This is a genomic window from Lapillicoccus sp. (genome assembly GCF_039935575.1).
Taxonomy (GTDB): domain Bacteria; phylum Actinomycetota; class Actinomycetes; order Actinomycetales; family Dermatophilaceae; genus Lapillicoccus.
Map to the genome: position 1 here is coordinate 20427 of NZ_JBDTKA010000003.1, position 26147 is coordinate 46573.

Here is a 26147-nt window from a genome sequence, read left to right on the forward strand (position 1 = left end):
GCTCAGAGGTACTGCCCGGTGTTGGCGACGTTGTGGATCGAACGGCCGGGTTCGGTGCCGTCCTTGCCGTTGATGAGCGTGCGGATGTAGACGATCCGCTCACCCTTCTTGCCCGAGATCCGGGCCCAGTCGTCGGGGTTGGTGGTGTTCGGGAGGTCCTCGTTCTCCTTGAACTCGTCGACGCACGACGCGAGCAGGTGGTCGACGCGGATGCCCTTCTGCCCGGTCGTGAGGAAGTCCTTGATGGCCATGGTCTTCGCCCGGTCGACGATGTTCTGGATCATCGCGCCGGAGTTGAAGTCCTTGAAGTAGAGGATCTCCTTGTCGCCGCCGGCGTAGGTCACCTCGAGGAAGCGGTTCTCGTCGATCTCGGAGTACATCCGCTCGACCGTCGCCTGGATCATCCCCTCGACCGTGGCGATCCGGTTTCCGTAGTTCTCGGTGAGGTCGTGCTCGTGCAACGGCAGGTCGGCGGTGAGGTACTTGCTGAAGATGTCCCGGGCACTCTCGGCGTCCGGACGTTCGATCTTGATCTTCACGTCGAGGCGACCCGGTCGCAGGATCGCGGGGTCGATCATGTCCTCGCGGTTGGACGCCCCGATGACGATGACATTCTCCAACCGCTCGACGCCGTCGATCTCTGACAGCAGCTGCGGCACGATCGTCGTCTCGACGTCGCTGGAGACGCCGGACCCGCGAGTGCGGAACAGGGAGTCCATCTCGTCGAAGAAGACGACCACGGGGGTGCCGTCGGACGCCTTCTCCCGGGCCCGCTGGAAGATCAGCCGGATGTGCCGCTCGGTCTCGCCGACGTACTTGTTGAGGAGCTCTGGGCCCTTGATGTTAAGGAAGTAGCTCTTCTCCGTCGCGTTCCCGGTGCGCTCGGCCACCTTGCGCGCCAGCGAGGCGGCGACGGCCTTGGCGATAAGGGTCTTGCCGCACCCGGGCGGGCCGTAGAGCAGGACGCCCTTGGGCGGGCGCAGCCGGTGCTCCTTGAACAGGTCGGGGTGCAGGTAGGGCAGCTCGACGGCGTCTCGGATCTGCTCGATCTGGCCGGAGAGACCGCCGATGTCCTCGTAGGCGATGTCGGGGACCTCCTCGAGGACGAGGTCCTGGATCTCCGCCTTGGGAATGCGCTCGTAGACGAACCCCGAGCGAGAGTCCAGCATGAGGGCGTCACCGACGCGGATCGGATGCCCCTCGAGCGAGTCGGCGCGGCGGCAGACCCGCTCCTCGTCGGCGTGGGCGACCACGAGGATCCGGTCGTCGTCGAGGATCTCCTTGACCATGACGACCTCGCCGACCCGCTCGTACCCGCAGGTGGCGACGACGTTGAGCGCCTCGTTGAGCATCACTTCGCGGCCCGCGCTGAGGGTGGCCGGGTCCACGCTGGGACTGACCGCCACCCGCATCTTGCGGCCTGAGGTGAGGATGTCGACGGTGGCGTCGTCGTAGGACTCGAGGATCAGCCCGTAGGCGCTCGGAGGCTGCGCGAGGCGGTCGACCTCGCCCTTGAGCGTGACGATCTGCTCGCGGGCCTCCTTGAGCGTGCGCACGAGGCGCTCGTTCTGGGTATTGAGCGTGGTGAGGGAGGCCTGCAGCTGCAGGGCGCGGTTCTCCAGCTCACGCGAGCGGGTCGGGCTGTGCCGCAGCTGCTCGCGCAGGTCGCGGACCTCCTCGCCGAGCAGGTCGCGCTGGCGCTGGAGCTCGTCGGCATCCAGGGAGCGGTTCGGATTGTTCATATCGCGGTTTGTGTCACGGTTTGTGTCGCGGGTTGAGTCGTGGTGGGCGCGCACGTCGTCAGGCTCGCGGGGGGTGATGTCGGACATCGGACACCTCCAGACGTTCTCGCCGATGGGCCGGGAGCGGTCGTCCCGTAGTTGACCCTAACCCGGCAGCCCGCTCACGGCTCGGAGGTTTCGGTCACACTTCTGCGTACGCGTCGGACCCGCTTCTCAGATATGGCACGTTCCCCCAGATCAGCGGCGCTCCAGTCGTCGTCGGGCGTCTCAGCACCTGGTACGCCGGGCACCGGCGCGGCGTCGACGTTCGCCTTCGAGGGGCGCCGGTTCCGCTCCGGGGGCTGGACACCGGGGGCCAGCCGACGGCTGGAGACGAGGAACCCGGTGTGTCCGTGCATCCGGTGCTCGGGTCGCACGGCAAGCCCCTCGAGGTGCCAGCCTCGCACCAGTGACTCCCAGGCGGAGGGCTCGGTGAAACCGCCATGGGCCCGCATCGCCTCGGCGACGCGGGACAGCTGGGTGGTCGTGGCGACGTAACAGATGAGGACCCCGCCGGGGATGAGCGCGTCGGCGACCACGTCAAGGCACTCCCACGGGGCGAGCATGTCCAGGACCACACGGTCGACGCTTCCAGGCTCGACGGCCCCCGGGAGACTCTCGACCAGGTCCCCGACCTCGACGCGCCAGGCCGGATGGTCCTGACCGAAGAAGGCCCGGGCGTTGCCGCGGGCGATGTCGGCGAAGTCCTCACGCCGTTCGAACGAGACCAGCTCGCCGTGCACCCCGATGGCGCGCAGCAGCGACATGCTCAGCGCCCCCGACCCCACGCCGGCTTCGACGACCCGGGCACCGGGGAAGATGTCCGCCATCATCACGATCTGGCCGGCGTCCTTGGGGTAGACGACGGCGGCGCCGCGCGGCATCGACATGACGTAGTCGGCGAGCAGCGGGCGCAGCGCGAGGTACGCGATGCCCGAGGAGTTGTCGGCCACCGAGCCGTCGGGACGGCCGATCAGGTCGTCGTGCGCGAGCCTGCCGTGGTGGGTGTGGAACTCCCGGCCCTGCTCGAGGGTGATCGTGTGCAGCCGGCCCTTCGGGTCGGTCAGCTGGACGCGGTCACCGACGACGAAGACACCACGTCGACCGTGACCCTGGGAGGTCTCGTCGGGCTGGGTCACGTCGGGAGTCTAGGCACTTCGGGAGCCCGGCGCCCGGGAGTCCGAGCGCCCGGCTCCCGAAAAACGGCGCACGTCAGGTGGCTCCCCGATGGCGGCGGACCCGCACGGCCTCCACCTCGTAGCGGCTCTGGGTCACCGAGCCGGCCTTGTAGAACCGCCGCCGTAGGGCACCGTCCACCTCGACGACGTCGTCGACATCGAGACGCGACGTGGCCCGACGCGTCATCGGAGTCCAACATGCGACATCGATGGTGTCGACCTGCTGCTTGCGCTGCGTCGGGGCCCGGGTGATGACGAGGCGAAGCAGCACCACGACGTCGCCGCTGGGGAGCTCTCGAGGATCGGGGAGCGCGCTGAGTCGGCCGACCAGCCGGACCTCGTTGACCCACGGGAACGGCTGGGCGGCATCGTCGTCGCTCCGCTTGCCGATGCGTCTGGCGTTCCCCAGGGTTCTGGTCGAGGCGGTCGAGGCGGTCGACGCGGTCGAGGCGGTCGAGGCGGTCGAGGGGATCGAGGCGACCGGGGCAGTCGGATGAGCGGGGGCGGCAGCTGCTCGGGTTCTGGTCATGCGCCGAGCCAACTCGCAGGAGAACTCCTGCGCGAGACCCGTCACCACGCCTGTGGATCGTGGGACGAACCGGTCGGGGGGTGTGGACAACCTGACCGCCCTGATCGCACTGATGGTGTCCACCGCTCGCAAATGCGTGCGTTCGACACCACTAGCGCGGCCGATATGTCCTCAGGCGGTGAACGCCGCGTTGAGGTCGTCCACCGTCACCGTGCCCAGCACCTCACCGGTGGGCCCGACGGCAAGGATCGTCCTCGTCACCTGGTCCGGCCGCGAGACGAGGGCGCCGACCACCCCTGACACGTCGACGTCGCGCGACGGGACCGCAACCACCCACCCGTCCGGCTGGCGGTGCGTGACCGCCTGGACGCGGACCTCGGACCACCGATCGTGGTCGATCCCGCGAGCGGTGTCCACGTCGAGCAGCCCGACCGGTTGACCCGCATCGGTGACGACGACGGCGAGTGGCGCCACAGGCATACCGGCCCGACCCGACCCAGGCGTGAGCAGACCCGTGTCCCTGCGCACCCCCGCTCCCGCCCCGTCGACCCGGCTCAAGGCCGCAGCGACGCTCTCCTGGTCGCCGACCAACACCGCCGGCCGAAGTACCCGCGAGAGGGGCACGCTCTCGATCGCCCGGCGGCTGGTGCCAGACCGGATCGCGTTCGAGGCGCCGGACCAGAGGAAGGCGCCGATGAGGCCGCACCAGATGATCGTGTAGAGCGAGGGTGACTGGCCGAGCAGCAGCGGACGGCCGACGAACCAGAGCACGACCAGCATGGTCAGAATCCGCCCGAGCCAGCCGGCGACAATCAGGCCTCGGTTGCGGTCGCCTGTCACCCGCCAGACGAGCGCGTCGACAAGATACCCGCCGTCGAGCGGTAGCCCCGGCAGGAGGTTGAAGGCGCCCACGAACAGGTTGGTCAGCGTCAGCGCACCCAGCAGCAGCCCGAGGACCCCATCGGGCTGGAGCAGCTGGGTGACGGCATACCCGACACCGGCGATCGCCAGGTTGGCCAGTGGCCCGGCGACCGCGATCCCGGCGCTCGGCCCGGGCCGGGAGGTCGAGCTGTCGTAGACGGTGTGCCCGCCCCACAGGTCGGCGACGATGCGGTCCACGCGGTAGCCGTACGCCAGTGCGCTGAGCGCGTGCGCGGCCTCGTGCGCGAGAACCGAGAAGAGCAGCAGGACCGCGTACGCGACGGCGACCGCATACCCGAACACCCCACCGGAGGCGCCGACCGAGTCACGGACGTTGGGGCCGAACAGGACGACGACGGCGATGGCCACGACAGGCCAGCTGCGTCCCAGATAGACGGGTATGCCGCGGATGCCGCCGATGCGCCAGCCGAACGTCCGGTCAGCGGAGGCCTGGCCTGCGGGGGGCGCGGAGCCGGGACCGGCCGTCATGCCGTGACCTTACGTCATTGAAGGGCTGCCTCACGGTGCGTCCTCTGTGCACGCGGTATGAGGCAGCGGTCATACTGGTCAATCGAACCTTGTGGACCGAAGGCCCCTGAAACGAAGGCTCCTGTGACCGACGCCGACCTGCGCCCCGACTGCACCGAGCAGCTGTCCGCGCTGATGCGCGAACGCATCCTCGTCCTCGACGGTGCGATGGGCACGATGATTCAGCAGGGCGGCCTGTCCGAGGCCGACTTCCGCGGCGAACGCTTCGCCGACTGGGAAACCGACCTGCGCGGCAACAACGACCTGCTGAGCCTGACCGCCCCCGAGATCATCGGCGGGATCCACCGGGAGTACCTCGCCGCGGGAGCGGACCTGGTCGAGACCAACACCTTCAACGCCAACCGGATCTCACTGCATGACTACGCGATGGACGACCTGGCCTACGAGCTCAACGCCGCGGCGGCCCGGTTGGCGCGGGCCGAGTGCGACGCGATGACGGCCAGGACGCCGGACCGGCCGCGGTTCGTGGTCGGCGCGCTGGGCCCCACAAACCGCACCGCCTCCATCTCGCCCGATGTCGACGACCCGGGCAAGCGCAACATCACCTTCGACCAGCTCGTCGAGGCCTACCTGGAGCAGGCCCGCGGTCTCGTCGACGGCGGTTCCGACCTGCTGATGATCGAGACGATCTTCGACACCCTCAACGCCAAGGCCGCGATCTTCGCCTGCGAAACGCTGTTCGAGGAGCACGACCGACGCTGGCCGGTCATCATCTCCGGGACGATCACCGACGCGTCCGGCCGCACGTTGTCCGGCCAGGTGACCGAGGCTTTCTACGACTCGATCCGACACGCCCGCCCCCTGGCGGTCGGCCTCAACTGCGCGCTGGGGGCCGACGAGATCCGGCCCTACCTCGCCGAGCTGGCCCGCGTCTCAGACTGTTTCGTGTCGTGCTATCCGAACGCGGGCCTTCCCAACGCGTTCGGCGAGTACGACGAGACGCCCGAACAGATGTCGTCCATCGTGACCGAGTTCGCGACCAGCGGCCTCGTCAATATCGTCGGCGGCTGCTGCGGCACGACGCCCGACCACATCGCCGCCTTTGCCAAAGGCGTGGACGGCAAGGCGCCGCACGAGCCGTCGGTGATCACCCCGGCACTGCGCCTTTCCGGTCTCGAACCACTGACCGTGACCGAGGAGTCGCTGTTCGTCAACGTCGGCGAGCGCACCAACATCACGGGTTCGGCCCGGTTCCGCCAGCTGATCCGGGAGGGTGACTACCCCACCGCGCTCACCGTCGCCCGGCAGCAGGTCGAGTCCGGCGCCCAGGTCATCGACATCAACATGGACGAGGGGATGATCGACGGCGTCGCTGCGATGGACCGGTTCGTCAAGCTCGTCGCGACCGAGCCGGACATCTCCCGGGTGCCCTTGATGGTCGACTCCAGCAAGTGGGAGGTCATCGAGGCGGGCCTGAAATGCGTGCAAGGCAAGCCGATCGTCAACTCCATCTCGATGAAGGAGGGCGTCGAGTCCTTTGTCGAGCACGCGCGTCTGTGTCGCAAGTACGGCGCTGCCATCGTCGTCATGGCCTTCGACGAGCAGGGCCAGGCCGACTCGTTGCATCGTCGCAAAGAGATCTGCCGGCGCGCCTACGACATCCTCGTCGACGAGGTCGGCTTCCCCGCCGAGGACATCATCTTCGACCCCAACGTCTTCGCCGTCGCGACTGGCATCGAGGAGCACGCCGCCTACGGCACGGACTACATCGAGGCGACCCGCTGGATCAAGCAGAACCTGCCGCACGCCCTGGTCTCGGGTGGCGTGTCCAACGTCAGCTTCTCGTTCCGCGGCAACAACGCCGTACGCGAGGCGATCCACGCGGTCTTCCTCTACCACGCGATCCAGGCCGGCATGGACATGGGAATCGTCAATGCGGGCGCCCTCGTCGTCTTCGACCAGGTCGACCCCGAGCTGCGCGAGCGCATCGAAGACGTCATCCTCAACCGGCGCTCCGACTCCACCGAGCGGCTGCTGGAGATCGCCGAGCGGTTCAACAGGGCCGGCGAGGAGCCCACTCCGGAGTCGGAACAAGAGTGGCGATCGCTTCCCGTGGACGAACGGATCACGCACGCCCTCGTCAAGGGCATCGACGAGTACGCCGAGTCGGACACCGAGGAGCTGCGGATCGAGATCGTCGCTCGCGGAGGCAGGACGATCGAAGTGATCGAGGGTCCGCTCATGGCCGGTATGAACGTCGTGGGCGACCTGTTCGGGGCGGGCAAGATGTTCCTGCCGCAGGTGGTCAAGAGCGCACGGGTGATGAAGAAGTCCGTTGCCTATCTCATCCCCTTCATCGAGGCCGAGAAGGTCGCGAGCGGCGACATGACGAGCAGCGCCAAAGGCAAGATCGTGATGGCCACCGTCAAGGGCGACGTGCATGACATCGGCAAGAACATCGTCGGAGTCGTGTTGCAGTGCAACAACTACGACGTCGTCGACCTCGGTGTCATGGTGCCGGCTCAGAAGATCCTCGACACCGCCAGGGCTGAGAAGGCCGACGTGATCGGTCTGTCCGGTCTGATCACGCCGTCCCTCGACGAGATGGTGACGATGGCCTCGGAGATGGAGCGGCAGGGCTTCGAGATCCCGCTGCTCATCGGCGGCGCGACAACGTCGCGCGCCCACACGGCGGTCAAGGTGGACGAGCGCTACCACGGCCCGGTCGTCTGGGTGAAGGATGCCTCACGCTCGGTTCCCGTTGTCTCGCAGCTGCTTTCGGACCAGCAACGTCCCGCGTTGATGGCCGGCATCAAGGCCGACTATGACAGCCTGCGAACCCGTCACGCGGCCAAGGGCACGGAGCGACCGCTGCGGTCGATCGCCGAGGCGCGGGCGCACCAAACGCCCGTCGACTGGGACGCATACCGGCCTCCGGTCCCGCACGTGATCGCGCAGCAGGAGAAGGAGCTGCTGACCCGGCAGTCCGGTGCGCCGCGACGCGAGATCACCCAGTTCGTGCGGACCTGGCACGACTACCCCCTGGCCGAGCTGCGCGAGTACATCGACTGGGGGCCGTTCTTCCTCGCCTGGGAGATGAAGGGCCGCTTCCCGGACATCCTGCACAACCCGGCCAGTGGCGAGGCAGCCAGCCGCCTGTATGCCGACGCGCAGCGGATGCTGGACCAGCTCACCGCCGAACGGTGGCTGCGCGCGGACGGTGTGCTGGGGCTGTTCCCGGCTAGCTCCGTGGGGGACGACATCGAGGTCTACAGCGACGAGACGCGTTCGACGCTGGCAGCGACGCTGTTCACGCTGCGTCAGCAGGGCCAGCACCGCGACGGGGTGCCCAACCGGGCGATGTCGGACTTCGTCGCCCCCAAGGAGACCGGCCTGCGCGATCACGTCGGCGCGTTCGCCGTGACGGCTGGACACGGCGTCGCCGAGAAGGTCGCCGAGTTCAAGGGACAGGTCGACGACTACAACGCGATCCTTCTGGAGTCGCTCGCCGACCGGCTGGCGGAGGCGTTCGCCGAGCGGTTGCACGAGCGGGTCCGCCGCGACATCTGGGGGTACGCCCCGAACGAGCACCTCACCGGTGACGACCTCCTCGCCGAGCGTTACGTCGGGATCCGGCCGGCACCGGGCTACCCCGCCTGCCCGGACCACACTGAGAAGCTGACCGTGTGGTCGCTGCTCGACGTGGAGGACCGGGTCGGGATCTCGCTGACGGAGTCTATGGCGATGTGGCCCGGAGCCGCGGTCAGCGGCTGGTACTTCTCGCACCCGCAGTCGCAGTACTTCGTGGTCGGCCGCCTCGGTCGCGACCAGGTCGAGGACTACGCCGCCCGCAAGGGCTGGGCCGTGCGCGAGGCGGAGCGCTGGCTCGGACCCAACCTCGGCTATCAGCCGGAGGACTAGCTCTGGACTAGCTCGCCTGCACATCGAGCGAGTTCGCCGCAGGCCTTTGCGTCGCCCCCGGCGCTGTCGGCGGGTCCGCATACAGTCGTCGGTATGAGTGTTGCCGCCCCGTACACACCGCCGAGGGAACCCCTCGAGGGACGATCGCGGACGCTCTCGCCGAGCCGGGCTGCCGACTTCATGTCCTGCCCGCTGCTCTACCGGTTCCGCGTCATCGACCGGCTTCCCTCGCCTCCCTCACCTGCCGCGGCTCGCGGGACGCTGGTGCACGCCGTCCTCGAACGGCTCTTCGACCTGCCCGCAGCCGAGCGCACGCCGGAACGCGCCGTCCAGCTGCTCGCGCCGGAGTGGGCGCGACTGGTGGAGTCCGAACCCGAGCTGGCCGCCCTGGTCGTGGCCGACGACGGTTCGGACACCGACATCGACACGGGTCCCACCGCCGATCCCATCGCCGATCCCCACACGAACCCTGACACTGCGGCCGAGGTGCGGACCGAAACGGTCGTCGCCCCGGGCCGCAGTCGCGCCTCGTGGTTCGACGACGCGGCCCGCCTCGTCGACACCTGGTTCACCCTGGAGGACCCGACCCACCTGGAACCCGCCGAGCGCGAGCTCTACGTCGAGGCCGATGTCGGGGGCCTGACGCTGCGCGGATACGTCGACCGCCTCGACGTCGCCCCCAACGGCGCGATGCGGGTCGTCGACTACAAGACCGGTCGGTCGCCGTCCGAACACTTCGAGACCAAGGCGCTGTTCCAGATGCGCTTCTACGCCCTCGTGCTGTGGCGCACCCGCGGCGTCATCCCCCAGCTCCTTCAGCTTGTCTACCTCGGCAACCGCGAGGTGCTGCGCTACTCCCCCGACGAGTCCGACCTGCTCGCGACGGAGCGCAAGGTCAAGGCGCTGTGGGCCGCGATCGAGCGGGCGGCCGCCACCGGCGACTGGCGTCCCTCCCCGTCTCGGCTCTGCGACTGGTGCGACCACCGCGCCCTGTGTCCGGCCTGGGGCGGCACCCCACCGCCGCTGCCCGAGGCCGCCATGTTCCTCGCCGTCGACCCAGTCGAGACCGGTCGTGTCTCCCCTGCCGACGAATGACGTGACCGACCCGGTGACTCCACCGAAACCCACCGCCTTGCGTCTCCCCCACCGGTATGCGGACAGGTCGAGGTATGCGGAGCCGGTCGGGCTAGCGCGGCTGGGACGAAGACCGGTGCAGCGCCCCCACCAAGGTCATCAGGTCGGTCGGTCCGATGCCGCGCAAGCTGGGCACCTGGACGGCACCGGTGAGCCGGGGCACCGGCACCACGTGGGGGACGGCGATGGTTGGGACCCCCGCGGCGACTGCGGATCCCACACCGGCCGGAGAGTCTTCGATCGCGACGCAGTCCCCCGCGTCGACGCCCAGGAGCCGCGCTGCGGTGAGGTAGGGCTCGGGGTGTGGTTTCCCGTGGCCCACGGCGTCACCGGTGACGACGATGTCGAACGTCCCGGGAGGGACCAGCCCCACCACGAGGTCGGCGAACGGTTTCCACGACATGGTGACCAGGGCGTTGGGTACGCCGGCGGCATGCAGGTCGGTGAGCAGCTCGAGGGCACCGGGGCGCCACGTCGCCTCCACGACGATCCGGCGCATCACGCCGTGCATGAGCGTGTCGACGACCTCCATGACGGTCGCCCTGACCGGCGAGTGGTCGAGGATGTACTGTGCCGAGACTTCTAATGGGTTGCCCACCAAGGCAAGTGCGTGCTCGTCGGTCCACTGGCCCCCGAACGACTCGACGAGGTCATGCTCCTCGGCGATCCAGTAGGGCTCACTGTCGATGAGCGTGCCGTCCATGTCCCAGAGGACTGCCGCCGGCAGGCCCGCCGCCCGGGTGCGTCTGATGGCAGCAGAGGCGGTCACGACAATTGAGTCTAGGTGCCCTCGGCGCCCTGGACGGACCGCGTGTCGCAGCCATCGCCGGTGAGATGACGGCAACGTGGACTACCGCCCTGGGAGTCACGCAGCAGGGTCATGGACCACCGACGAGCCCGGCATAGGGTGGACGCACACGGTTCCGGCACCGCCGCATCTTCAGACAGGCAGACACCGGCAGACAGAGTCAGAGACAGGCAGACATCGGCAGAGACCCATCTCGGGTCGGCCGCTGAACGAGGAGGTGCTCGTGCTGGAGTTCGAGGACGTCGCCCCGCTGCACGACCCGATTCTCATCGCGGCGTTCGAAGGGTGGAATGACGCGGGCGAGGCGGCCTCCGCCGCGATCGAGCATCTCGCCGACGTCTGGCAGGCCGAAGCCGTGGCGGCTCTCGATCCCGAGGACTACTACGACTTCCAGGTGAACCGTCCCAAGGTCGTCCTCGACGACGGGCAGCGACGGGTGATCTGGCCCACGACCCGCTTGTTGGTCGCGCGCGACACCGGTTTCGACCGCGACGTCGTTCTCGTCGAAGGGATCGAGCCGTCGACTCGGTGGCGCGCTTTCACGATCGAGCTGCTCGAGTTCGCCGAAAGAGTCGGGGTGTCGACCTTTGTCACCCTCGGCGCGCTCCTCGCCGATGTGCCGCACACCCGTCCCATCCCGGTGACGGCGACCTCGGACTCGGTGGACGTCATCCACCGTTATGACGCCGAGTCGAGCAGCTATGAGGGCCTGACCGGCATCGTCGGCGTCCTGTCCGATGCCGCCGGCCGCACGGGCCTGCCTGCACTCAGCTGCTGGGCTGCCGTCCCGCACTACGCGGGCGGCTCTCCCTCACCCAAGGCCACTCTCGGCCTGATCGGCAAGCTCGAGTCGCTCTTCGGCATCACGATCCCGCTCGGTGACCTGCCCGAGACGGCCCGCGCCTGGGAGCGGGGCGTCAACGAGCTCGCGGAGTCAGACGACGAGGTGGCAGAGTACGTCCAGTCGCTGGAGGAGGCGACCGACACCGCCGACCTCCCGGAGGCCAGTGGAGCCGCGATCGCCCAGGAGTTCGAGAAGTACCTCCGTCGCCTGGGCGACGACCCGCCGACCGCCCGCTGACAGAAGCCCCATCCGATCGTCGGTCGGATATCGGAACGCCCTGGGTGCCGGCGGATAGCGCGCTAGGAGAATGGTCGCCATAGGCTTGACCCGCCGATGGGCCGCTGGCGCTGACCGACACCGGGACGGACACGACGCACGCCGTTGGGCGCGGCTAGCTGAGCCAGCTGAGATAGTCAGCTGCGCAGCAGCTCCAAGGACCGGACCGATGCCGGCCCCTCCGGTCGGCTGGGCGCGGGTGTGTGAATGGGCCTCTACTGCTGAGGGGTTGGCTCGGTGGCGTGCCCAGCGGCCATGTCGGTGGCGGCGCCGGAGGCAGTAATCAGCTTCTTGGCCAGATCGCGCTGCATGTCCAGGACCTTCTCGGTGAGGTCGAACACCTGGTCGACCATGCCGGTGGCGTCGAACTGGCCAGGGGCCTTGGGCATCTGGGCAACGGCGTCCTGCACCGTCTTGTTCCAGGCGTCAATCGCCGACAGCACGGCCTGTTGACTCTGTTGTACCTGTTCGGTGTACTTCTGGGTTGTCGACTCTGTGGTCATCGCTCTAGCTCCTCCTTCGTAGGGACGGCGGGAAAGCCGTCTGCTCTAAATATAAAGCACTGTGCCTTGTTTGTCAAGCACAGTTGTCAATCACGGTTGTAAGCACGGTTGTCAAGCACGGTCCTGCGGGCGCTTGAAACCTCGGTACACCCTGATCAGGGTGTCCTGAGCTTCGGGAGTCAGATCTGGGTCGGTCCGGATCGCCGTCTCTGTGTCGGCATGCACGGTCGGTCCGGTGGCGGAGCTGCCCTGTCTCATTCCGGCCTGGGACAACAGTGTCTCGGAAGAAAGGTTGAGAGCCACAGCAATGGATTCCAGGACCCGCAACGAGGGCTGGTGAAGTCCGCGCTCTATCTGGCTGAGGTAGGCGTTCGAGACCTGCGTCAGCTGCGACAGTCCACGCAGGGACAGGTCGGCCATCTGCCGTTGTCCTCGGATGTACTCCCCGAGCTGGCGAAGCCTCGGATCCCATTCGTCGTCGATCGCCATGACGTCCCGTTACCTCCGTGTCGCCGGTTCGCGACCACTGTGTCACGGAGGTGGGCCCCGCCCACGACGAGGCCGCGGGTGCGGCCCCATGCCGCGGAGTCGCGCGCTCCAATACTGGTCTCTCAGCGTCACGCTAGGAGTAGTAGCGGAAGACCAGGTCGGCGACACATGGCGGTTTGCTTTGACCCTCGGTTTCGTACTCGAGGTGGTAGACGACTTCCAACCCACCGGAGACCTCCTTGGCCTCCGCTACGGACACGTGCATCCGCACCCGTGACCCCGCGCGTAAGGGTGAGGGGAACCGGACCTTGTTCAGGCCGTAGTTCAGGATCACCCCCACTCCGTCGACCACCGCGACATTCCAGAGCAGACCGGTGGACTTGCTGAGGGTGAGGAACCCGTGGGCCACGGTGCCCGCGAAGGGGCCGTCCTTGGCGCGTTCTGGGTCGACATGGATCCACTGCTCGTCGCCCGTGAGCCCTGCGAAGGTGTTGATGGACTCTTGGTCGATCGTCACCCACTCACTGACACCCAGCGTGGTGCCGGCCCGCTCACGCAGGCCTTGCAGGCCCACGATGACCAGCGGCTGGTGTATCCCATCAGGCGCGACGTCGGTACTCACATGGCGACTCCAGGATCGGCGCTACATCGACAGCAGGTATAACGAGTTAACCACCGCGCGGCGACCAAGGGAATGCTTCGACCTCCGGCGACCGGTCAGCGGACCCCACCCTGACGCACAGGGCGCGCTACCGGCCAGTCCTCCATGCATACACGACAGAAGCGGGCTGCGGCCCAGAGGACCGCAACCCGCCGTGTTCGCCACTCGGCGCCACCCGCCCGTTGGCCCGGTGGACGTCTGTGACCGCCGGCTCACACCGCTGCGGCGGTCACCCGCTTGGCGAAGCCGCGCTGGATGCCGAGCGCCTGGTGGGCGTAGTCGAAGATTCCGTCGACCGTGGCTGTCGGGTCGGGGAGGTTTCCGCCGGTGGGAACGGTGAACGGGGCACCCAGCTCGGCGTAGGCGCGCACGGCGTCGGCCTGCGCATGGGTGATCTCCCGCGCGGCCGCATGGGCCTTGAGGACGATCTGTGTGTAGTCGGGGACTGTCGTGGTGGTCATGTCTGCTCCTGGGTTGGTCGATGTGTTTCTGCGCTTGAAATACTACGCGCTTTGCGGAGTTTGTCAAGCGGAGCAGATGAACTGGACGGCGCCACCTTCCGCACGGCCACCTCCGCGCCGCGGACCCCGGACGCCTGGCCGCGGTGGGATACCGACGAGGGCGGAGCCGCCCACGCAGGCGGGGGCGCCCGTCCGTCACCGGTCGATCAGGATGCTTCTTCCTTGACGTAGCGGCCAGGAGCTTCCTCGATCGGCGCAAACTCGGAGCTGCCCAGTTCCGTCCGTGCGGGCACCTGAGGCCCTGAGAGCGGTACCAGCCAGTCGATCCAGGCCGGCCACCAGCTGCCCGGGATACTCTCGGCGGTCTCGAACCAGTGGTCGGGGTCGGACTCCAGTCGTGACGGACCACCGGAGCTGTCCGTTGACCGGCTCCCCCCAGACGTCCAGTAGTTGCGCTTGTTCTTCGCCGGCGGGTTGATCACCCCGGCGATGTGCCCGCTCGCCCCGAGAACGAACGTCACCTCTCCGGACAAGAGCTGCGTGCTGGCGTATGCCGTCTGCCACGGCACGATGTGGTCTTCCTTGGAGGCGTAGACGAAGGCGGGGATCTGCACCGCGCCAAGGTCAACCGGCTCGCCGCATTGCACGGTCCCCCCCGGCCGCCGCAGCTTGTTCTCCAGGTAGGTGTTCCGCACGTACCAGCAGAACATGGGCCCGGGCAGGTTGGTGTCGTCGCTGTTCCAGTAGAGCAGGTCGAAGGCGGGCGGGGGCTTTCCCTTGAGGTAGCTGTTGACGACGTATGGCCAGATCAGGTCGTTGGCTCGTAGCGACGCGAACACCTGCGCCAGCTCGATGCCCTTGACCAGGCCACCTGTACCCACCGCGGCTTCGCGTTGAGCCACACCTCGCTCGCTGATGAGCAGGCCGATCTCGCCGGTCTCGCTGAAGTCAAGCATCGTGGTCAGCAAGGTCAGGCTGGCCGCTGGGTGCTCGCCCCGAGCCGCTCGCACCGCCAGAGCGCTGGCCAACAGCGTGCCACCAACGCAGAAGCCAAGCGTGTTGACCGTCTCGGTGTCGCTCACGCGCCGCGCCACGTCGATGGCGCGCAGCACACCCTGCTCGATGTAGTCGTCCCACGTGAGGGTCTCCTGTCCGGGGCCGGCACTGCGCCACGAAACCAGGAACACCGTGTGCCCCTGCGCCACCGCGTGCTGGACGAAGGAGTTCGCCGGCTGCAGGTCGAGAATGTAGTACTTGTTGATGCAGGGGGGGATGATCACGAGCGGACGCGCATACACCTGCGCGGTGGTGGGGGTGTACTGGATGAGCTGGATGAGCTCGTTCTGATAAACGACGCTGCCGGGAGTCGCACCGACGTTGCGACCCACCTCGAAGGCCGTCGTGTCGGTCATCTGGACGCGGCCGTGCGCCAGGTCCTCGGTGAACAGTCGCATGCCTTCAACGAGGCTGGCCCCGCCCGTTTCCACTGCCAGCTGCAGCGCCTCCGGGTTCGTCGCGAGCATATTTGCCGGGCTCAGCGCATCGGTTACCTGGCGCAGCGCGAAACCCCATTGCGCCTTGCTTCGCTCGTCCAGCGGCGCCGCCTCCAGTGCCTCGCGCATGAGCTTGGTATGCGCGAGATATGCCCTGGCCAACGCGTCAAAGCGCGGATCCTTGTTCCATGCTTCCCCGGCGAACCGCTTGTCCGTCATGGGCTCGGCCGCTTTACCTGCTCCCGGGATGGCCGCCGCCCATGCGGCAGCCGCCTGTTGCAAACCGTTGCGCTGCCACTTCGTGAACTCTGATACCGCCGTTGTCCAGGGTTCCGCGGCCGCGCTGAGGGCCTTCGTGGGATCGGCGATCTCGACGGTCGGCCACAAACTGGGCCGCTCTGATGTCATGAGATGGGCAAACCATCGCGTGGGATCCGGAAATGGTTGAGACATACGTTGCTCCAGACAGTGTTCTGACGGACCGTGCTCTGCTGGACGCCAAGCCCGGCTTCGCGGCGTCCCTGGGTGTCGAGCGCTTCGTCAGCGGCGGAACAGTGGCGGGTTCGGCAGGATGGGCCTGCCGAATGTCGACGCAGCCACGCCGGCCAGGCAGAGGTACCACGCCAAGGCGGCGGCCACGATGCCCAGGACTCCCCCTGCTGTGGTGAGGCCAGCGGAGGCGGTCATCGCCCCGAGACCCAGCAGCACGAACACCACGACAACCACCGCAAAGAGCCCGGCGAGCACGGCTGTTGTGCGAAGCGCAGCGATCACCATGAGCGAGGTGAAGATGGCCCAGGCAAGCAGGTACCAACCCGCCGCGATGCCGTGATGCGCGGCCGGGATGCCTGCGGCGAAGAACGTCAGATACGCCCAGAAGGACAGCCAGAACGCGCCAAACGACGTGAAGGCCGTTGCGCCGAACACGTTGCCCTTGCGGAACTCCCACATCCCGGCGAGGAGCTGCGCTATCCCGCCGTACGCCAGCGCCACACCCAGCACGACCGGCTCAGTGTCCTTGGGGAGGACGCCAGCGTTGACCAGGCTCAACAGAAACGTCGTCAGTGCGAACGCACCCAGGCCGAGAGGGGCCGGGTCCGCGATCAACCGGACCTGCTCGGAGGCGAGCTCGCGGGAGACCGCGACCGCACCCGCCGTCGGATCGTTGAGGTCAGGGACAACCCCCTCAGCAGGGAGAGGCCCATGTGCCGGTCTGTCGAGTACGGCGGTCATTTCCTTTGCTCCTTCTGGGTGTATTCGGACATGAGTTTGAGGTGTTTGAGTACCATCATTGAATTCCGCTCTCGTGTCCGGCCCATTCCGCCTGGCGCAGCAGGTCCTTCCGAATTTTGCCGGTTGAGGTCCGAGGCAGCTCGAGGACGAAGTCCACTGACTTGGGTGCTTTGAACTTTGCGATGTGCTGTTTGACGTGCCCTATCAGCTCGGCCTGTTCGGCACTGCGGCCGGGGGTCAAGACAACAAAAGCCTTCGGTCGTTCCCCCCACCGTTCGTCCGGCACTGCGATGACCGCTACGTCGGCGACGGCGGGATGAGAGGCGAGAGCGTGCTCCACTTCTACCGTGGAGATGTTTTCACCACCCGAGATAATGATGTCCTTAGCTCGGTCGAGCAGCCGAATATATCCATCCAGATAGCGCACACCAAGATCACCGGAGTGGAACCAGCCTCCGCGAAATGCCTTCTCAGTGGCTTCGGGATCGCGGAAGTACTCTTTCATCACCGTATTGCCTCGCATGACGATTTCGCCCATGGTGACCCCGTCTGCCGGCACGTCTATCAGCTCGTCCGATTCCCCGTAGCTGGCGATGACCCTCGCCTGATCCGCCGTGATCATGCCCACACCTTGGCGCGCCATGAGCCGTGCCCGCTCCGCCACCGGAAGTTCTCGCCAGGCATCCTGCGGTTCGCAGACGGTGTAGGGGCCGTATGTTTCGGTCAGGCCGTAGACGTGGATGACGCGAACGTTGAGCTCGGCGAAGGCTTCGATGATGGACGGGCTGGGTGGGGCGCCAGCGGTGGTCACCGTCAGTGACTGTCTCAATGGGTGCGCGAACGTCGACTCACGCATCATGAGCAGTACGGTCGGCGCTCCGGCCATGTGGGTGATCCCGGTGTGGTCGATCAGGTGCCAGATGTCGTCCGCCCGCGTCGCGCGCAGGCACACATGTGTCCCGGAAACGGCGGTCAGCGCCCAGGTGGTGCACCACCCGTTGCAGTGGAACATGGGCAACGTCCAGAGGTAGCAGGAGCCGTCGACGAACCCCTGGTGGATCACTTGGCCGAGGGCGTTCAGGTAGGCACCGCGGTGCGTGTAGACCACGCCCTTGGGCTCCCCGGTCGTGCCCGACGTGTAGTTCACGCTGATCGGAGCGTCTTCGTCCAGGACCGTGTAGGCGATGGGTTCGTCGCTACCGGCCGCCAACAGGTCTTGGTAACGGGTGCTGAATGCGAGGTCGACCGCCTCGCCGGACTCGGCGGGCAAGGCAATGACCTCCAGCAGGGTGTTGACCAGAGCAAGCTCGGCTCGAGCGGGCTCAAGAAGGACCCCTTCGCCGATCAGGTAGGCGGCACCGGAGTGCTGCACGATGCCGGCCACTTCCTCCGGTGACAGTCGGGTGTTGATGGTGACCAGGACACCGCCGGCGAGCGGTACCGCGAAGTGGGCGATAAGCAGCTCGGCGCAGTTCGGTGCCAGGTAGGCAACTCGGTCTCCAGGCTGCAGTCCTTTGGCCCTCAGCGCATGCGCGAGCCGCGTGACCTCTGCGGCCGTGGCGGCGTAGCTGAAGGTACGGGGTCCGTCGATGATTGCCGTGCGGGTCGGATGCACCGCTGACGCGCGCTCGAGAAAGCGCAATGGGGTGAGCAGGTTCTGCATGGTGCGACCACCTGTTTCTTTTCGGCGTTGGTCGCGAACCAGCAATGACGTAAGGTGTACTTCACTGTTCGGAACGGTAATCCAGCATCGTTCCTGTCCTGTAGCTCGCTGGGTGTTTCTCGACGCAGGTCTCGTCCGCCATAATTTTTCCCGCTTCCCTGCTCGAGTACTAGGGCCAAAGGTCCCTACATCACTCCGGAGCCCGGGCCGCTTCCCCCCACCGCCGCGGGCCCGATCTCGCTGCCCAGGGTCTAGCGCATATTTCGGAAACGGAGTACTACTAGAGATATATCGGCCGCTGATGTGGAGCCGGACGAAGACATTCGTCCATCGTCATCAAGACGCATTTCGCACGCGGGTTTTAGCGGCCCAGAAACCGAGGACCTCATGAGCACAGCACCTGCCCCGACACGCCCGCCCGGACCTGCGGCCGAAATCCCAGACATGAGCCCGCCGCGTGCGGCTGTGCCCGCAATGGCCGATCTGGATTCGGGGACCATCGACAACGAGTTCCCGAACGGGGATGACCTAGCGCTCTCACTGGGCACCGATTTCTACGGTCTGGACGAGCTGCTGACCGACCGGGAGCGAGACCTGCGGGATCGGGTCCGGGTCTGGTGCGACCGCGAGGTTGCCCCAGCGGCTGCAGGCTACTGGGAACGTGCCGAGTTCCCCGTCGAGCTGGCCCAGGGATACGGGCGGCTCGGCATCGCCGGCGCGTCCATTGTGGGGGACGGCTGCCCGGGCGTGTCGTTCCTGGCCGAGGGAATGATCGCCGCCGAGCTTGCGCGAGGCGACGGGAGCATCGCCACCCTGAATGCGGTGCACTCCGGTCTCGCGATGACCACCATTGCGATGCTTGGCTCCCCAGAGCAGCGCGCCAGGTATCTCCCCCGGATGGCGACCTGCGAGGCTCTCGGCGCGTTCGCGTTGACCGAACCCAACCACGGCTCAGACGTCGTTGCCCTGGAAACCACGGCGCGACGGGACGGGGACGAATGGGTTCTCGACGGACAGAAGCGCTGGATCGGCAATGGAACCGTCGCCGACATCGTCGTCGTCTGGGCCCGAGACGACGACGGCCAGGTGGGCGCCTTCATCGTCGAGCACCCCGATGGGGCGGAGCACCCGGTTTCCGGGTACCACGCCAGGAAGATCGTGGGCAAGGCGGCGAACCGGGCGGTGTGGCAGGCCCAGATCCGGCTCTCTGGAGTTCGGGTGCCTGCCGACGCCAGGCTGGCCCAAGCCCGGACGTGGAACGACGCCAACTACGTGCTGGCAAAGTCCCGACAGACCGTCGCGTGGGAGGCGGTCGGCCATGCCGTCGCCGCGTACGAAGGCGCGCTCACGTACTCCTTGCGCCGCGAGCAGTTCGGTCGCCCGCTGGCCCGCTTCCAGCTGATCCAGGACAAGCTCGCGCACATGCTCAGCGACATCACCGGGATGCAGCTGATGTGCACCCGGATGTCCCAGCTGCAGGCCGAAGGTCGAGTGTCGATCGAACATGCTGCGCTGGCGAAACTCAACACCGGGGACGCGGCCCGTCGGGTCTGCGCTATGGCACGAGACATTCTGGGCGGCAACGGCATTCTGCTCGACCACCACGTCGCCCGGCACCACGCCGACATCGAGGCCGTCTATACCTACGAGGGAACGGATACCATCCAGTCCCTGATTGTGGGTCGAGCGATCACCGGACTGAACGCGTTCCGCTGACCGGCCTCTACGCCTGACCGGGAAGGGTTACCGCGTCAAGACGCCTGACCGGGAAGGGTTACCGCGTCAAGCACGCGGGGTATGCCTAGTTGGTCCTCTCTCAGGAGCGCGGACCGGCGCGGTGCTCCAAGAAGAACCGCACCATCTCACTAGACGCGTCAGGCCCCCGCGGATCCGTGTACGACCCCACGCGGCTGCCACCGAACCAGGCATGGGCGCCGCCGTGCACTGTCCACTGCTCGGCGACGACCCTACCTTCGGTGTCGGTGTAGACGCTGACGCTGTAGCCAGAGTCAGCGCGGGTAGTCACCGCCGCCGGCCCGCCGAACGTATCGCCGGCCGTGGAGGCCGCCAGACGGGCCGCGATGAGCACGTCGGCATTGGTGGCGTGGACGGTGTTATCACGGTCGCCGTGAAACACAATCAGCGGCACCTCGCTGGTCGGGCGTGGTGACCCACCTGTCCGCATTGCCGTGAACGCGGAGGCCACGTCCGCCGCTGACCCGTAGGCAAGCCCGCTGTGGACACCGACCGCTGCGTACAGCTCTGGGTAGGTCGCGGCCATGACCGCTGCCATGGCGCCACCGGCGGACAGGCCGCCGATGTAGACCCTCGTCGGGTCGATGTTGTTCTCGCTCATGACCTGGCGGGTGATGCCCGCGAGCATCGCGGGCTCTCCAACGTCACGCTGCTGGTGGCCGGGAAGGAACCAGTTCCAGTACCGGCCATGGTTGGCGGCGGTCGACTGCTCGGGGTAGGCAACAAGAAGGGTGTGTTGCTCGGCCAGCTCGTTCATGCGGGTGCCGACGGCGAAGTCCATGGCGTCCTGCCTACCGCCGTGAAGCATGACAACAAGCGGGACGGGCGCGCCGGTGTAGCCGGTCGGGATGTAGAGGTCGAAGCTTCGGGACCCCCGCCTGTCGTCGTGCCTCAGGTGACGGACATCGCCGCCGGGGGCGCTGGCTGCGGCGGCTGCCTCAGCCCCAACTGCCGGCGCGCTCCGCAGGCCCCTGCCCGGCAACCCGGCGGGCAAGCTGGAGCGGATGGCGTTCGGCAGGTCGGGTGGCTGCGGCAAAGTGGGCACCTGCGGGGCACCGACCCGCTGAGACGGGACGCCGTCTGGGACGTTGACCGTCCCAACCACTGGGCGTCGGACCACGCCGGTGTCCGGTTCGCCTGGTGTGGCGAAGCTGGTCAGACCGACGCCTTGCCGCAGCCGCCCACTGGCTTCGTGCAGCCGCCCCTCGCGCATCAGGCCGAGCGCCTCACGCATCTGCGGGTTCATGTCTGGTTTCACGATTCATCCTCAGTTGGGTTGTCATTGCTTCTGGCGCAGCACCACTTGCACGAATTCTCAGCCTCGGCGCGTGCCTTCACGTCGTTCGGCCTGACAGGGCCGCCTTGACCGCTTTCGGCGCCCGGAAGGCCCCCAGCACCTCCACCGCGCTGATCGTCGCGAGGGCAAGCTCGGGCGATACGTCGTCACCGAGCGTTGCCAGCCCCAGGACGCGTACCTCCACCGTGCGACCCGCAGCCCGCAACCGCTCGAGGTCGCTACGGCTGTAGTGCTTCGTGCCGAGGGTGAGCGCACGACGTGTCACGGTCTCGTCCACGGCACCTGAACGAGTCTCCAGCTGACGGCGGATAGCGGTACGGATGAAATCCGTCCGGTTGGCGTAGAAGCCTTCGTCCACGAGCAGGTCGATCTGCCCCAGGTCAACCAGGCCGACATTGATGGTGATCTTCTCGCTCCTATCGACCTCGGCCATGATGACGGACACCCTTCTGTGCCGGAAACCTTCCAGTGGGAATCCTCTCACCATCTCCTGAGATGGTCAAGCGGTTACCATCGAGCCTGGGAGGGCCAACATCGGACTGCCGAAAACCCGTTGACGTGCTGGCCATCGCGTCCTCGCGCTACGTGAGCGAGACGTTCGGCAGACGCCTGCACGTTACGTGAGAGCCCCACGGACGCCGAAACTGGTGGGGTGAACGCACCTGCCAACGCCGCCAGCCCGATGCGCCAGCCCGTCAAGGTCACGCATTCCACCTGTCGCGCCCGCCGGTGAGTCATAGTGGCCAGGCACACTGGCGGCCGTACGCTGTGGGTGGCCACTACATCAGTCCTCCCCCGGGACTCCGGCTAGCCTTGGCTCGATGTCTTCGAACTCGCCGCCACCAGCCCTGGCCACCCCGGCCGACCTGCACGGGCGGCGGGCGCTGGTGACCGGCGCCGCCAGCGGTATCGGTGCGGCGATCGTCGGGCGCTATCTCGCGTGCGGCGCGCAGGTGTATGCCGTGGACCGCGACGAGGCCGGGCTGAAGACGCTGGTCGGCCGGTTTCCCACCGACGGGCCACGACTGGTCCCGCTCGTGGCCGACCTGGCGGACCTGACCGGGCTGGCAGACCTGCCGACCGACGTCGACGTGCTGGTCAACAACGCGGGCCTGCAGCACATCGCACCCGTCGAGGACTTCCCGCTGGACCGGTTCGAGCTGATCCTCGCGGTCATGCTGCACGCGCCGTTCCGTCTGGTCCGACAGTGCCTGCCGCACATGTATGCGCGGGGCTGGGGCCGTGTCGTCAACGTCTCCAGCGCTCACGGGCGGCGCGCGAGCGCGTTCAAGAGCGCGTACGTCACGGCCAAGCACGGACTCGAGGGTCTGTCCAAGGTCGTCGCCTTGGAGGGCGCCGCGCACGGGGTGACAAGCAACTGCATCAGCCCCGGCTACGTGCGGACGCCGCTGGTGGAGAAGCAGATCGCCGAGCAGGCGGCGACCCGTGGCATTGCCGAGGACGAGGTCATCGACAAGGTCATGCTGGAGGCGATGGCGGTCAAGCGTCTCGTCGAGCCGCAGGAGGTCGCCGAGCTGGCCGCGTTCCTGTGTGGACCGTCCTCCCTGTCGATCACGGGAGCGTCGATCGCCATGGACGGCGGGTGGACGGCGCGGTGACGACCGGCACGGGTGGCGCTGGAGCACACGACCACGCCTCCTAGACTGGCCCATCTATGGCGTCCCGAGCCATCCCCGAGACCGCTGCGCTGCAGCTGCTGCGCCTGCTGGCCAACCACGGCACGGTGGCCGACATCACCGCACTGGCTGCCCCGCAGACCGAGCGCGACCTGGCCCTGCGCATCCGCGAGGCATTCGACCGCACGCGTCGGCGTGAGGCGGAGCTGTCGGCGCTAGTCGAGACCGCTCGCGACCTGGCGTCGCTGAGCGACCCTAGGGGGGTGCTGGACGCCATCGTCCGGCGGGCCCGGTTCCTCCTCGGCACCGACCTGGCCTACCTCACCCTCTATGACCCCGAGTGCGGCGACACCTACGTGCGCGCTACCGACGGGTCGATCTCGGCGCAGTTCCAGTCCGTGCGGCTGTCGTTGGGCGACGGGCTCGGGGGTCTGGCGGCCTCGACCCGCAAGGCGTACTGGACCGCCGACTACTTCGCTGACAAACGGTTCCAACACACCGGTGCCATCGACAGCGCCGTTGGCGAGGAGGGCATCGTCGCGATCTGCGGCACGCCACTGATCGTCGAGGACGACTTCGTCGGGGTGCTCTTTGCCGCTAACCGCTCCCCGCGACCGTTCTCGCACGACGAGGTAGCCCTGCTCGGCTCGCTGGCCACCCTGGCCGCCGTCTCGATCGTCCAGGTCCGGTCCCTCGCGGAGACCGAACAGGCGCTGGCTGCGTTGTCGCAGGCGCACGAGACGGTGCGGCGGCATACCGCCGGGGTCGAGCGTGCCGCAGCCGCACACGACCGGTTCGCGGACCTCGTCCTTGCTGGTGGCGGTGCCGACGACATCACCAAGGCGCTCGTCGACCTCCTCGGCGGCTGGGCTGTCGTCCTCGACGAGCGGGGCGTGCGCCGCAGCGAGGCCGGCTCTGCGCCCGGAGGCCACCCTGAGCCCACGGGCCGTGACCCGCTCGCCGACGGCACACTGGCGGATGCGGCGGCGGGTTCGGGTCGCCTGGCTCAGGTCGGTGGCCGGTATGCCGCGGTGATCACCGCCGCGCATGAGCCGCTCGGGCTGCTTGTGCTGGGTGGCCTTGAGCTGACCGCCGACGACGCGGACCGGCGGACCGTCGAGCGCGCCGCCATGGTCACCGCGCTGGTCCTGCTCTTTGAGCGGCAGACGGCCGACGCGCAGCAGCAGATGCGCACCGACCTGGTGGCCGACCTCGTCAGCGGACGCGGCGACGCCGCGGAGCTGACGACGGCTGCGCGCACCCATGGGCTGGACACGCACCGGCCGTTCTGCCTGCTCGCCGTGACGGCCGACGACTCCGTCAGCCGGCGGGCGCTGGTGTTGTCGACGCACGCCGCGATCGGGACCTCGGGCGTGGTCGGCGAGCATGACGGGACCGTCGTTGCCCTGGTCGCGGGTGCAGACGCTGGCGCGATGGCCAGAACCGTCGCGGCGCGGTTGGTGCGGGCGGGGACGGCCACCGTTGCCGGCGTCGGGCCGCTGGACGGTGTCGGCGGCATCGCCACGGCGTTCACCGAGGCGGTCCGCACCACGCGCGCCATGGTGGCCCTGGGGCATGCCGGCTCTGGTGCGGCCGCTGCCGACCTGGGGTTTGCGGGTCTCGTCGTCGGCTCCCAACCCGACGTCACGGCCTACGTCGACCACGCGCTCGGCGCGGTGACGGCGTACGACAAAGCGCGGGGCACCGACCTTGTCAGCACGCTCGAGGCCTATTTCGAGGCCGGTGGTAGCCCGCGCCGGGCCGGCACCGCCCTACACGTGCACGTCAACACCGTGGTGCAGCGGCTCGATCGAGTCTCGGCTCTGCTCGGCTCGGACTGGCAGCAGCCGGACCGGGCCCTCGAAGTACAGCTGGCCCTGCGGCTGCGCCGGCTCATGCTGCGCTGAGGCCCCGCGCGTCATACGCCGTCCAGGCGTCGCTCGATCGCGTCCACGACGACGGAGGCGCCGGCCCTGCCGAGCACGAGCGTGTAATGGTTCGTGCCGGGGGCGGGCGTCACCTGGATGGCGTCGGGCAGACCCAACGCCGCGATCCGCTGTTCGTCGTAGAGCCCTTGCGCTTCGTCGAACAGTCCGCGCTGCGCCCACACGAACTCGGTGACCACCCCAGCGGCGGCCGCCCTGGCGGCGGCGGCATGGGCCTCCGCGTGCGCCAGCACGTCGGCCCCGTCGGCCCGGACCGCGTCGAGGACGCACGAGCTGACCCAGGCAGCGCCCGTGCCGTCGGCGCCAGTGTCCTTGACGAGGTCGTGCAGCAGGTAGCGACGCAGCTCAGACGCCTGAGGACCGTCGAGCGCGGGCCCGACCGCCGGGTGTTCGCGCCAGAACTCGAGGTATGCGTCGGGGCTCGCGAACCGCATGCTCAGCCGGGTCATCGCCGGGCCGCTGACCGCCGTGATGGCCGCGTCGACGTCGAGGTCGGGCGGGGGCGGGAACGTGAACCCCCCGTCGAGCAGCACCGACCCAGCGACCCGTTCGGGCGCCCGGGAGCAGGCCAGGGCGGTGACGAAGGCGCCCATCGAGTGGCCCACGAGGACCGGCTTCACGGCGAAGGCGTCCGCTATGGCGAGGACGTCGTCGGCGTGCGTTCCGAGCCCGTACGGCCCCGGTGCCTGCCGGCTGCCGGCTCGCCCGCGCAGGTCGGGAGCCAGGAACCGGACGCTGCCCGGGCCCCGACGGCGGAACAGCTCATCGGCGACGCAGACCCAGCTGAGGCCGTTGGCGGTGATGCCGTGGACGGCGAGGACGACGGGCGCCTGCGGTGCCGGCTCACCCACACTGAGGTCGTGGATGTCCAGGCTCCCCTCCGGCAGCTCGATCCGGAACCCGGCGGTGCTTTCGGTGTCGTCGACACCCTCGGCGCGGCTCATGGTGACTCCTTCCAGGTGGCGATGCGCTGGCCGAGACCGGTGAGTCCCGCCCGCGCGAAGTAGACGACGACGAAGAGTAGGCCAAGGACGAACACCGGCTGCAACAGAAACCGAGCACAAGCCGTCCGGCAGACCCGAAAGTGCCAACGACCCGGACACCTCGACGAGCCGTGTGTCCGCATCC

General features: G+C 67.9%; 21 protein-coding genes. 6 read left to right on the forward strand and 15 right to left on the reverse strand.

The genetic code is table 11. From position 1 onward, the window contains the following. Positions 1–2 precede the first annotated feature (2 nt). The 4 genes from arc to ABI385_RS00270 form a co-directional block, all read right to left on the reverse strand. Positions 3–1829, reverse strand: coding sequence for a proteasome ATPase (arc, locus tag ABI385_RS00255; protein ID WP_407068206.1), 1827 nt, complete (start codon positions 1827–1829; stop codon positions 3–5). A 74-nt stretch (positions 1830–1903) separates the two neighbouring features. Further along, a complete protein-coding gene (locus ABI385_RS00260) occupies positions 1904–2920 on the reverse strand; it encodes a tRNA (adenine-N1)-methyltransferase (protein ID WP_348101717.1) in 1017 nt (338 codons plus the stop codon). 73 nt (positions 2921–2993) lie between these two features. Then, complete coding sequence (locus ABI385_RS00265) at positions 2994–3488, reverse strand: single-stranded DNA-binding protein (RefSeq protein WP_348101718.1); 495 nt, start codon at positions 3486–3488, stop codon at positions 2994–2996. A 171-nt stretch (positions 3489–3659) separates the two neighbouring features. Continuing rightward, entirely contained in the window at positions 3660–4898 is a 1239-nt protein-coding gene (locus ABI385_RS00270; RefSeq protein WP_348101719.1) for a site-2 protease family protein, read from the reverse strand. A 174-nt stretch (positions 4899–5072) separates the two neighbouring features. Between ABI385_RS00270 and metH the strand changes: the two genes are divergently transcribed. Together metH and ABI385_RS00280 are read left to right on the forward strand one after the other, a co-directional pair. Next, positions 5073–8819: a methionine synthase gene (gene metH / locus ABI385_RS00275; RefSeq protein WP_348101750.1), complete on the forward strand. Its 3747-nt coding sequence runs from the start codon at positions 5073–5075 to the stop codon at positions 8817–8819. A gap of 93 nt (positions 8820–8912) precedes the next feature. Next, positions 8913–9914, forward strand: coding sequence for a PD-(D/E)XK nuclease family protein (locus tag ABI385_RS00280; protein ID WP_348101720.1), 1002 nt, complete (start codon positions 8913–8915; stop codon positions 9912–9914). 91 nt (positions 9915–10005) lie between these two features. On the opposite strand, the gene ABI385_RS00285 is transcribed toward ABI385_RS00280, so the two are convergent. Next, positions 10006–10656 carry an HAD family hydrolase gene (locus tag ABI385_RS00285; RefSeq protein ID WP_407068207.1) on the reverse strand — a complete coding sequence of 217 codons (651 nt, stop codon included), beginning with the start codon at positions 10654–10656 and terminating at the stop codon, positions 10006–10008. Positions 10657–10984: 328 nt separating this feature from the next. On the opposite strand from ABI385_RS00285, the gene ABI385_RS00290 reads away from it, so the two are divergent. After that, positions 10985–11842: a PAC2 family protein gene (locus tag ABI385_RS00290; protein WP_348101722.1), complete on the forward strand. Its 858-nt coding sequence runs from the start codon at positions 10985–10987 to the stop codon at positions 11840–11842. 254 nt (positions 11843–12096) lie between these two features. On the opposite strand, the gene ABI385_RS00295 is transcribed toward ABI385_RS00290, so the two are convergent. From ABI385_RS00295 to ABI385_RS00325, 7 genes are all read right to left on the reverse strand, one after another. After that, the gene (locus ABI385_RS00295; RefSeq protein WP_348101723.1) at positions 12097–12384 is read right to left on the reverse strand and encodes a hypothetical protein; all 288 of its coding nucleotides are present in this window, start codon (positions 12382–12384) and stop codon (positions 12097–12099) included. 111 nt (positions 12385–12495) lie between these two features. Then, a complete protein-coding gene (locus ABI385_RS00300; protein WP_348101724.1) occupies positions 12496–12873 on the reverse strand; it encodes a helix-turn-helix transcriptional regulator in 378 nt (125 codons plus the stop codon). A gap of 133 nt (positions 12874–13006) precedes the next feature. After that, a complete protein-coding gene (locus ABI385_RS00305; RefSeq protein WP_348101725.1) occupies positions 13007–13495 on the reverse strand; it encodes a MaoC family dehydratase in 489 nt (162 codons plus the stop codon). A 251-nt stretch (positions 13496–13746) separates the two neighbouring features. Continuing rightward, positions 13747–13995 (reverse strand): hypothetical protein, encoded by a 249-nt coding sequence (locus tag ABI385_RS00310; protein ID WP_348101726.1) that lies wholly within the window; start codon positions 13993–13995, stop codon positions 13747–13749. Positions 13996–14201: 206 nt separating this feature from the next. Next, positions 14202–15896, reverse strand: a complete 1695-nt coding sequence (locus tag ABI385_RS00315; RefSeq protein ID WP_348101727.1) for a class I poly(R)-hydroxyalkanoic acid synthase — start codon at positions 15894–15896, stop codon at positions 14202–14204. Between the two features lie 132 nt (positions 15897–16028). Next, positions 16029–16721, reverse strand: a complete 693-nt coding sequence (locus tag ABI385_RS00320; protein WP_348101728.1) for an acetate uptake transporter — start codon at positions 16719–16721, stop codon at positions 16029–16031. Positions 16722–16776: 55 nt separating this feature from the next. After that, positions 16777–18384, reverse strand: coding sequence for an AMP-binding protein (locus ABI385_RS00325; RefSeq protein ID WP_348101729.1), 1608 nt, complete (start codon positions 18382–18384; stop codon positions 16777–16779). A 474-nt stretch (positions 18385–18858) separates the two neighbouring features. Here ABI385_RS00325 and ABI385_RS00330 point away from each other — a divergent pair, with 474 nt between their 5' ends. Continuing rightward, the gene (locus tag ABI385_RS00330) at positions 18859–20100 is read left to right on the forward strand and encodes an acyl-CoA dehydrogenase family protein (protein WP_348101730.1); all 1242 of its coding nucleotides are present in this window, start codon (positions 18859–18861) and stop codon (positions 20098–20100) included. Between the two features lie 100 nt (positions 20101–20200). On the opposite strand, the gene ABI385_RS00335 is transcribed toward ABI385_RS00330, so the two are convergent. After that, positions 20201–21397 carry a PHB depolymerase family esterase gene (locus ABI385_RS00335; RefSeq protein WP_348101731.1) on the reverse strand — a complete coding sequence of 399 codons (1197 nt, stop codon included), beginning with the start codon at positions 21395–21397 and terminating at the stop codon, positions 20201–20203. Positions 21398–21473: 76 nt separating this feature from the next. Beyond that, entirely contained in the window at positions 21474–21869 is a 396-nt protein-coding gene (locus tag ABI385_RS00340) for a hypothetical protein (protein WP_348101732.1), read from the reverse strand. Positions 21870–22257: 388 nt separating this feature from the next. Between ABI385_RS00340 and ABI385_RS00345 the strand changes: the two genes are divergently transcribed. Further along, complete coding sequence (locus ABI385_RS00345; RefSeq protein ID WP_348101733.1) at positions 22258–23055, forward strand: 3-hydroxybutyrate dehydrogenase; 798 nt, start codon at positions 22258–22260, stop codon at positions 23053–23055. Between the two features lie 56 nt (positions 23056–23111). Next, entirely contained in the window at positions 23112–24980 is a 1869-nt protein-coding gene (locus tag ABI385_RS00350) for a helix-turn-helix domain-containing protein (RefSeq protein WP_348101734.1), read from the forward strand. 11 nt (positions 24981–24991) lie between these two features. Here the strand turns inward: ABI385_RS00350 and ABI385_RS00355 are convergent, their stop codons facing one another. Beyond that, a complete protein-coding gene (locus ABI385_RS00355; RefSeq protein WP_348101735.1) occupies positions 24992–25963 on the reverse strand; it encodes an alpha/beta fold hydrolase in 972 nt (323 codons plus the stop codon). Positions 25964–26147 lie beyond the last annotated feature (184 nt).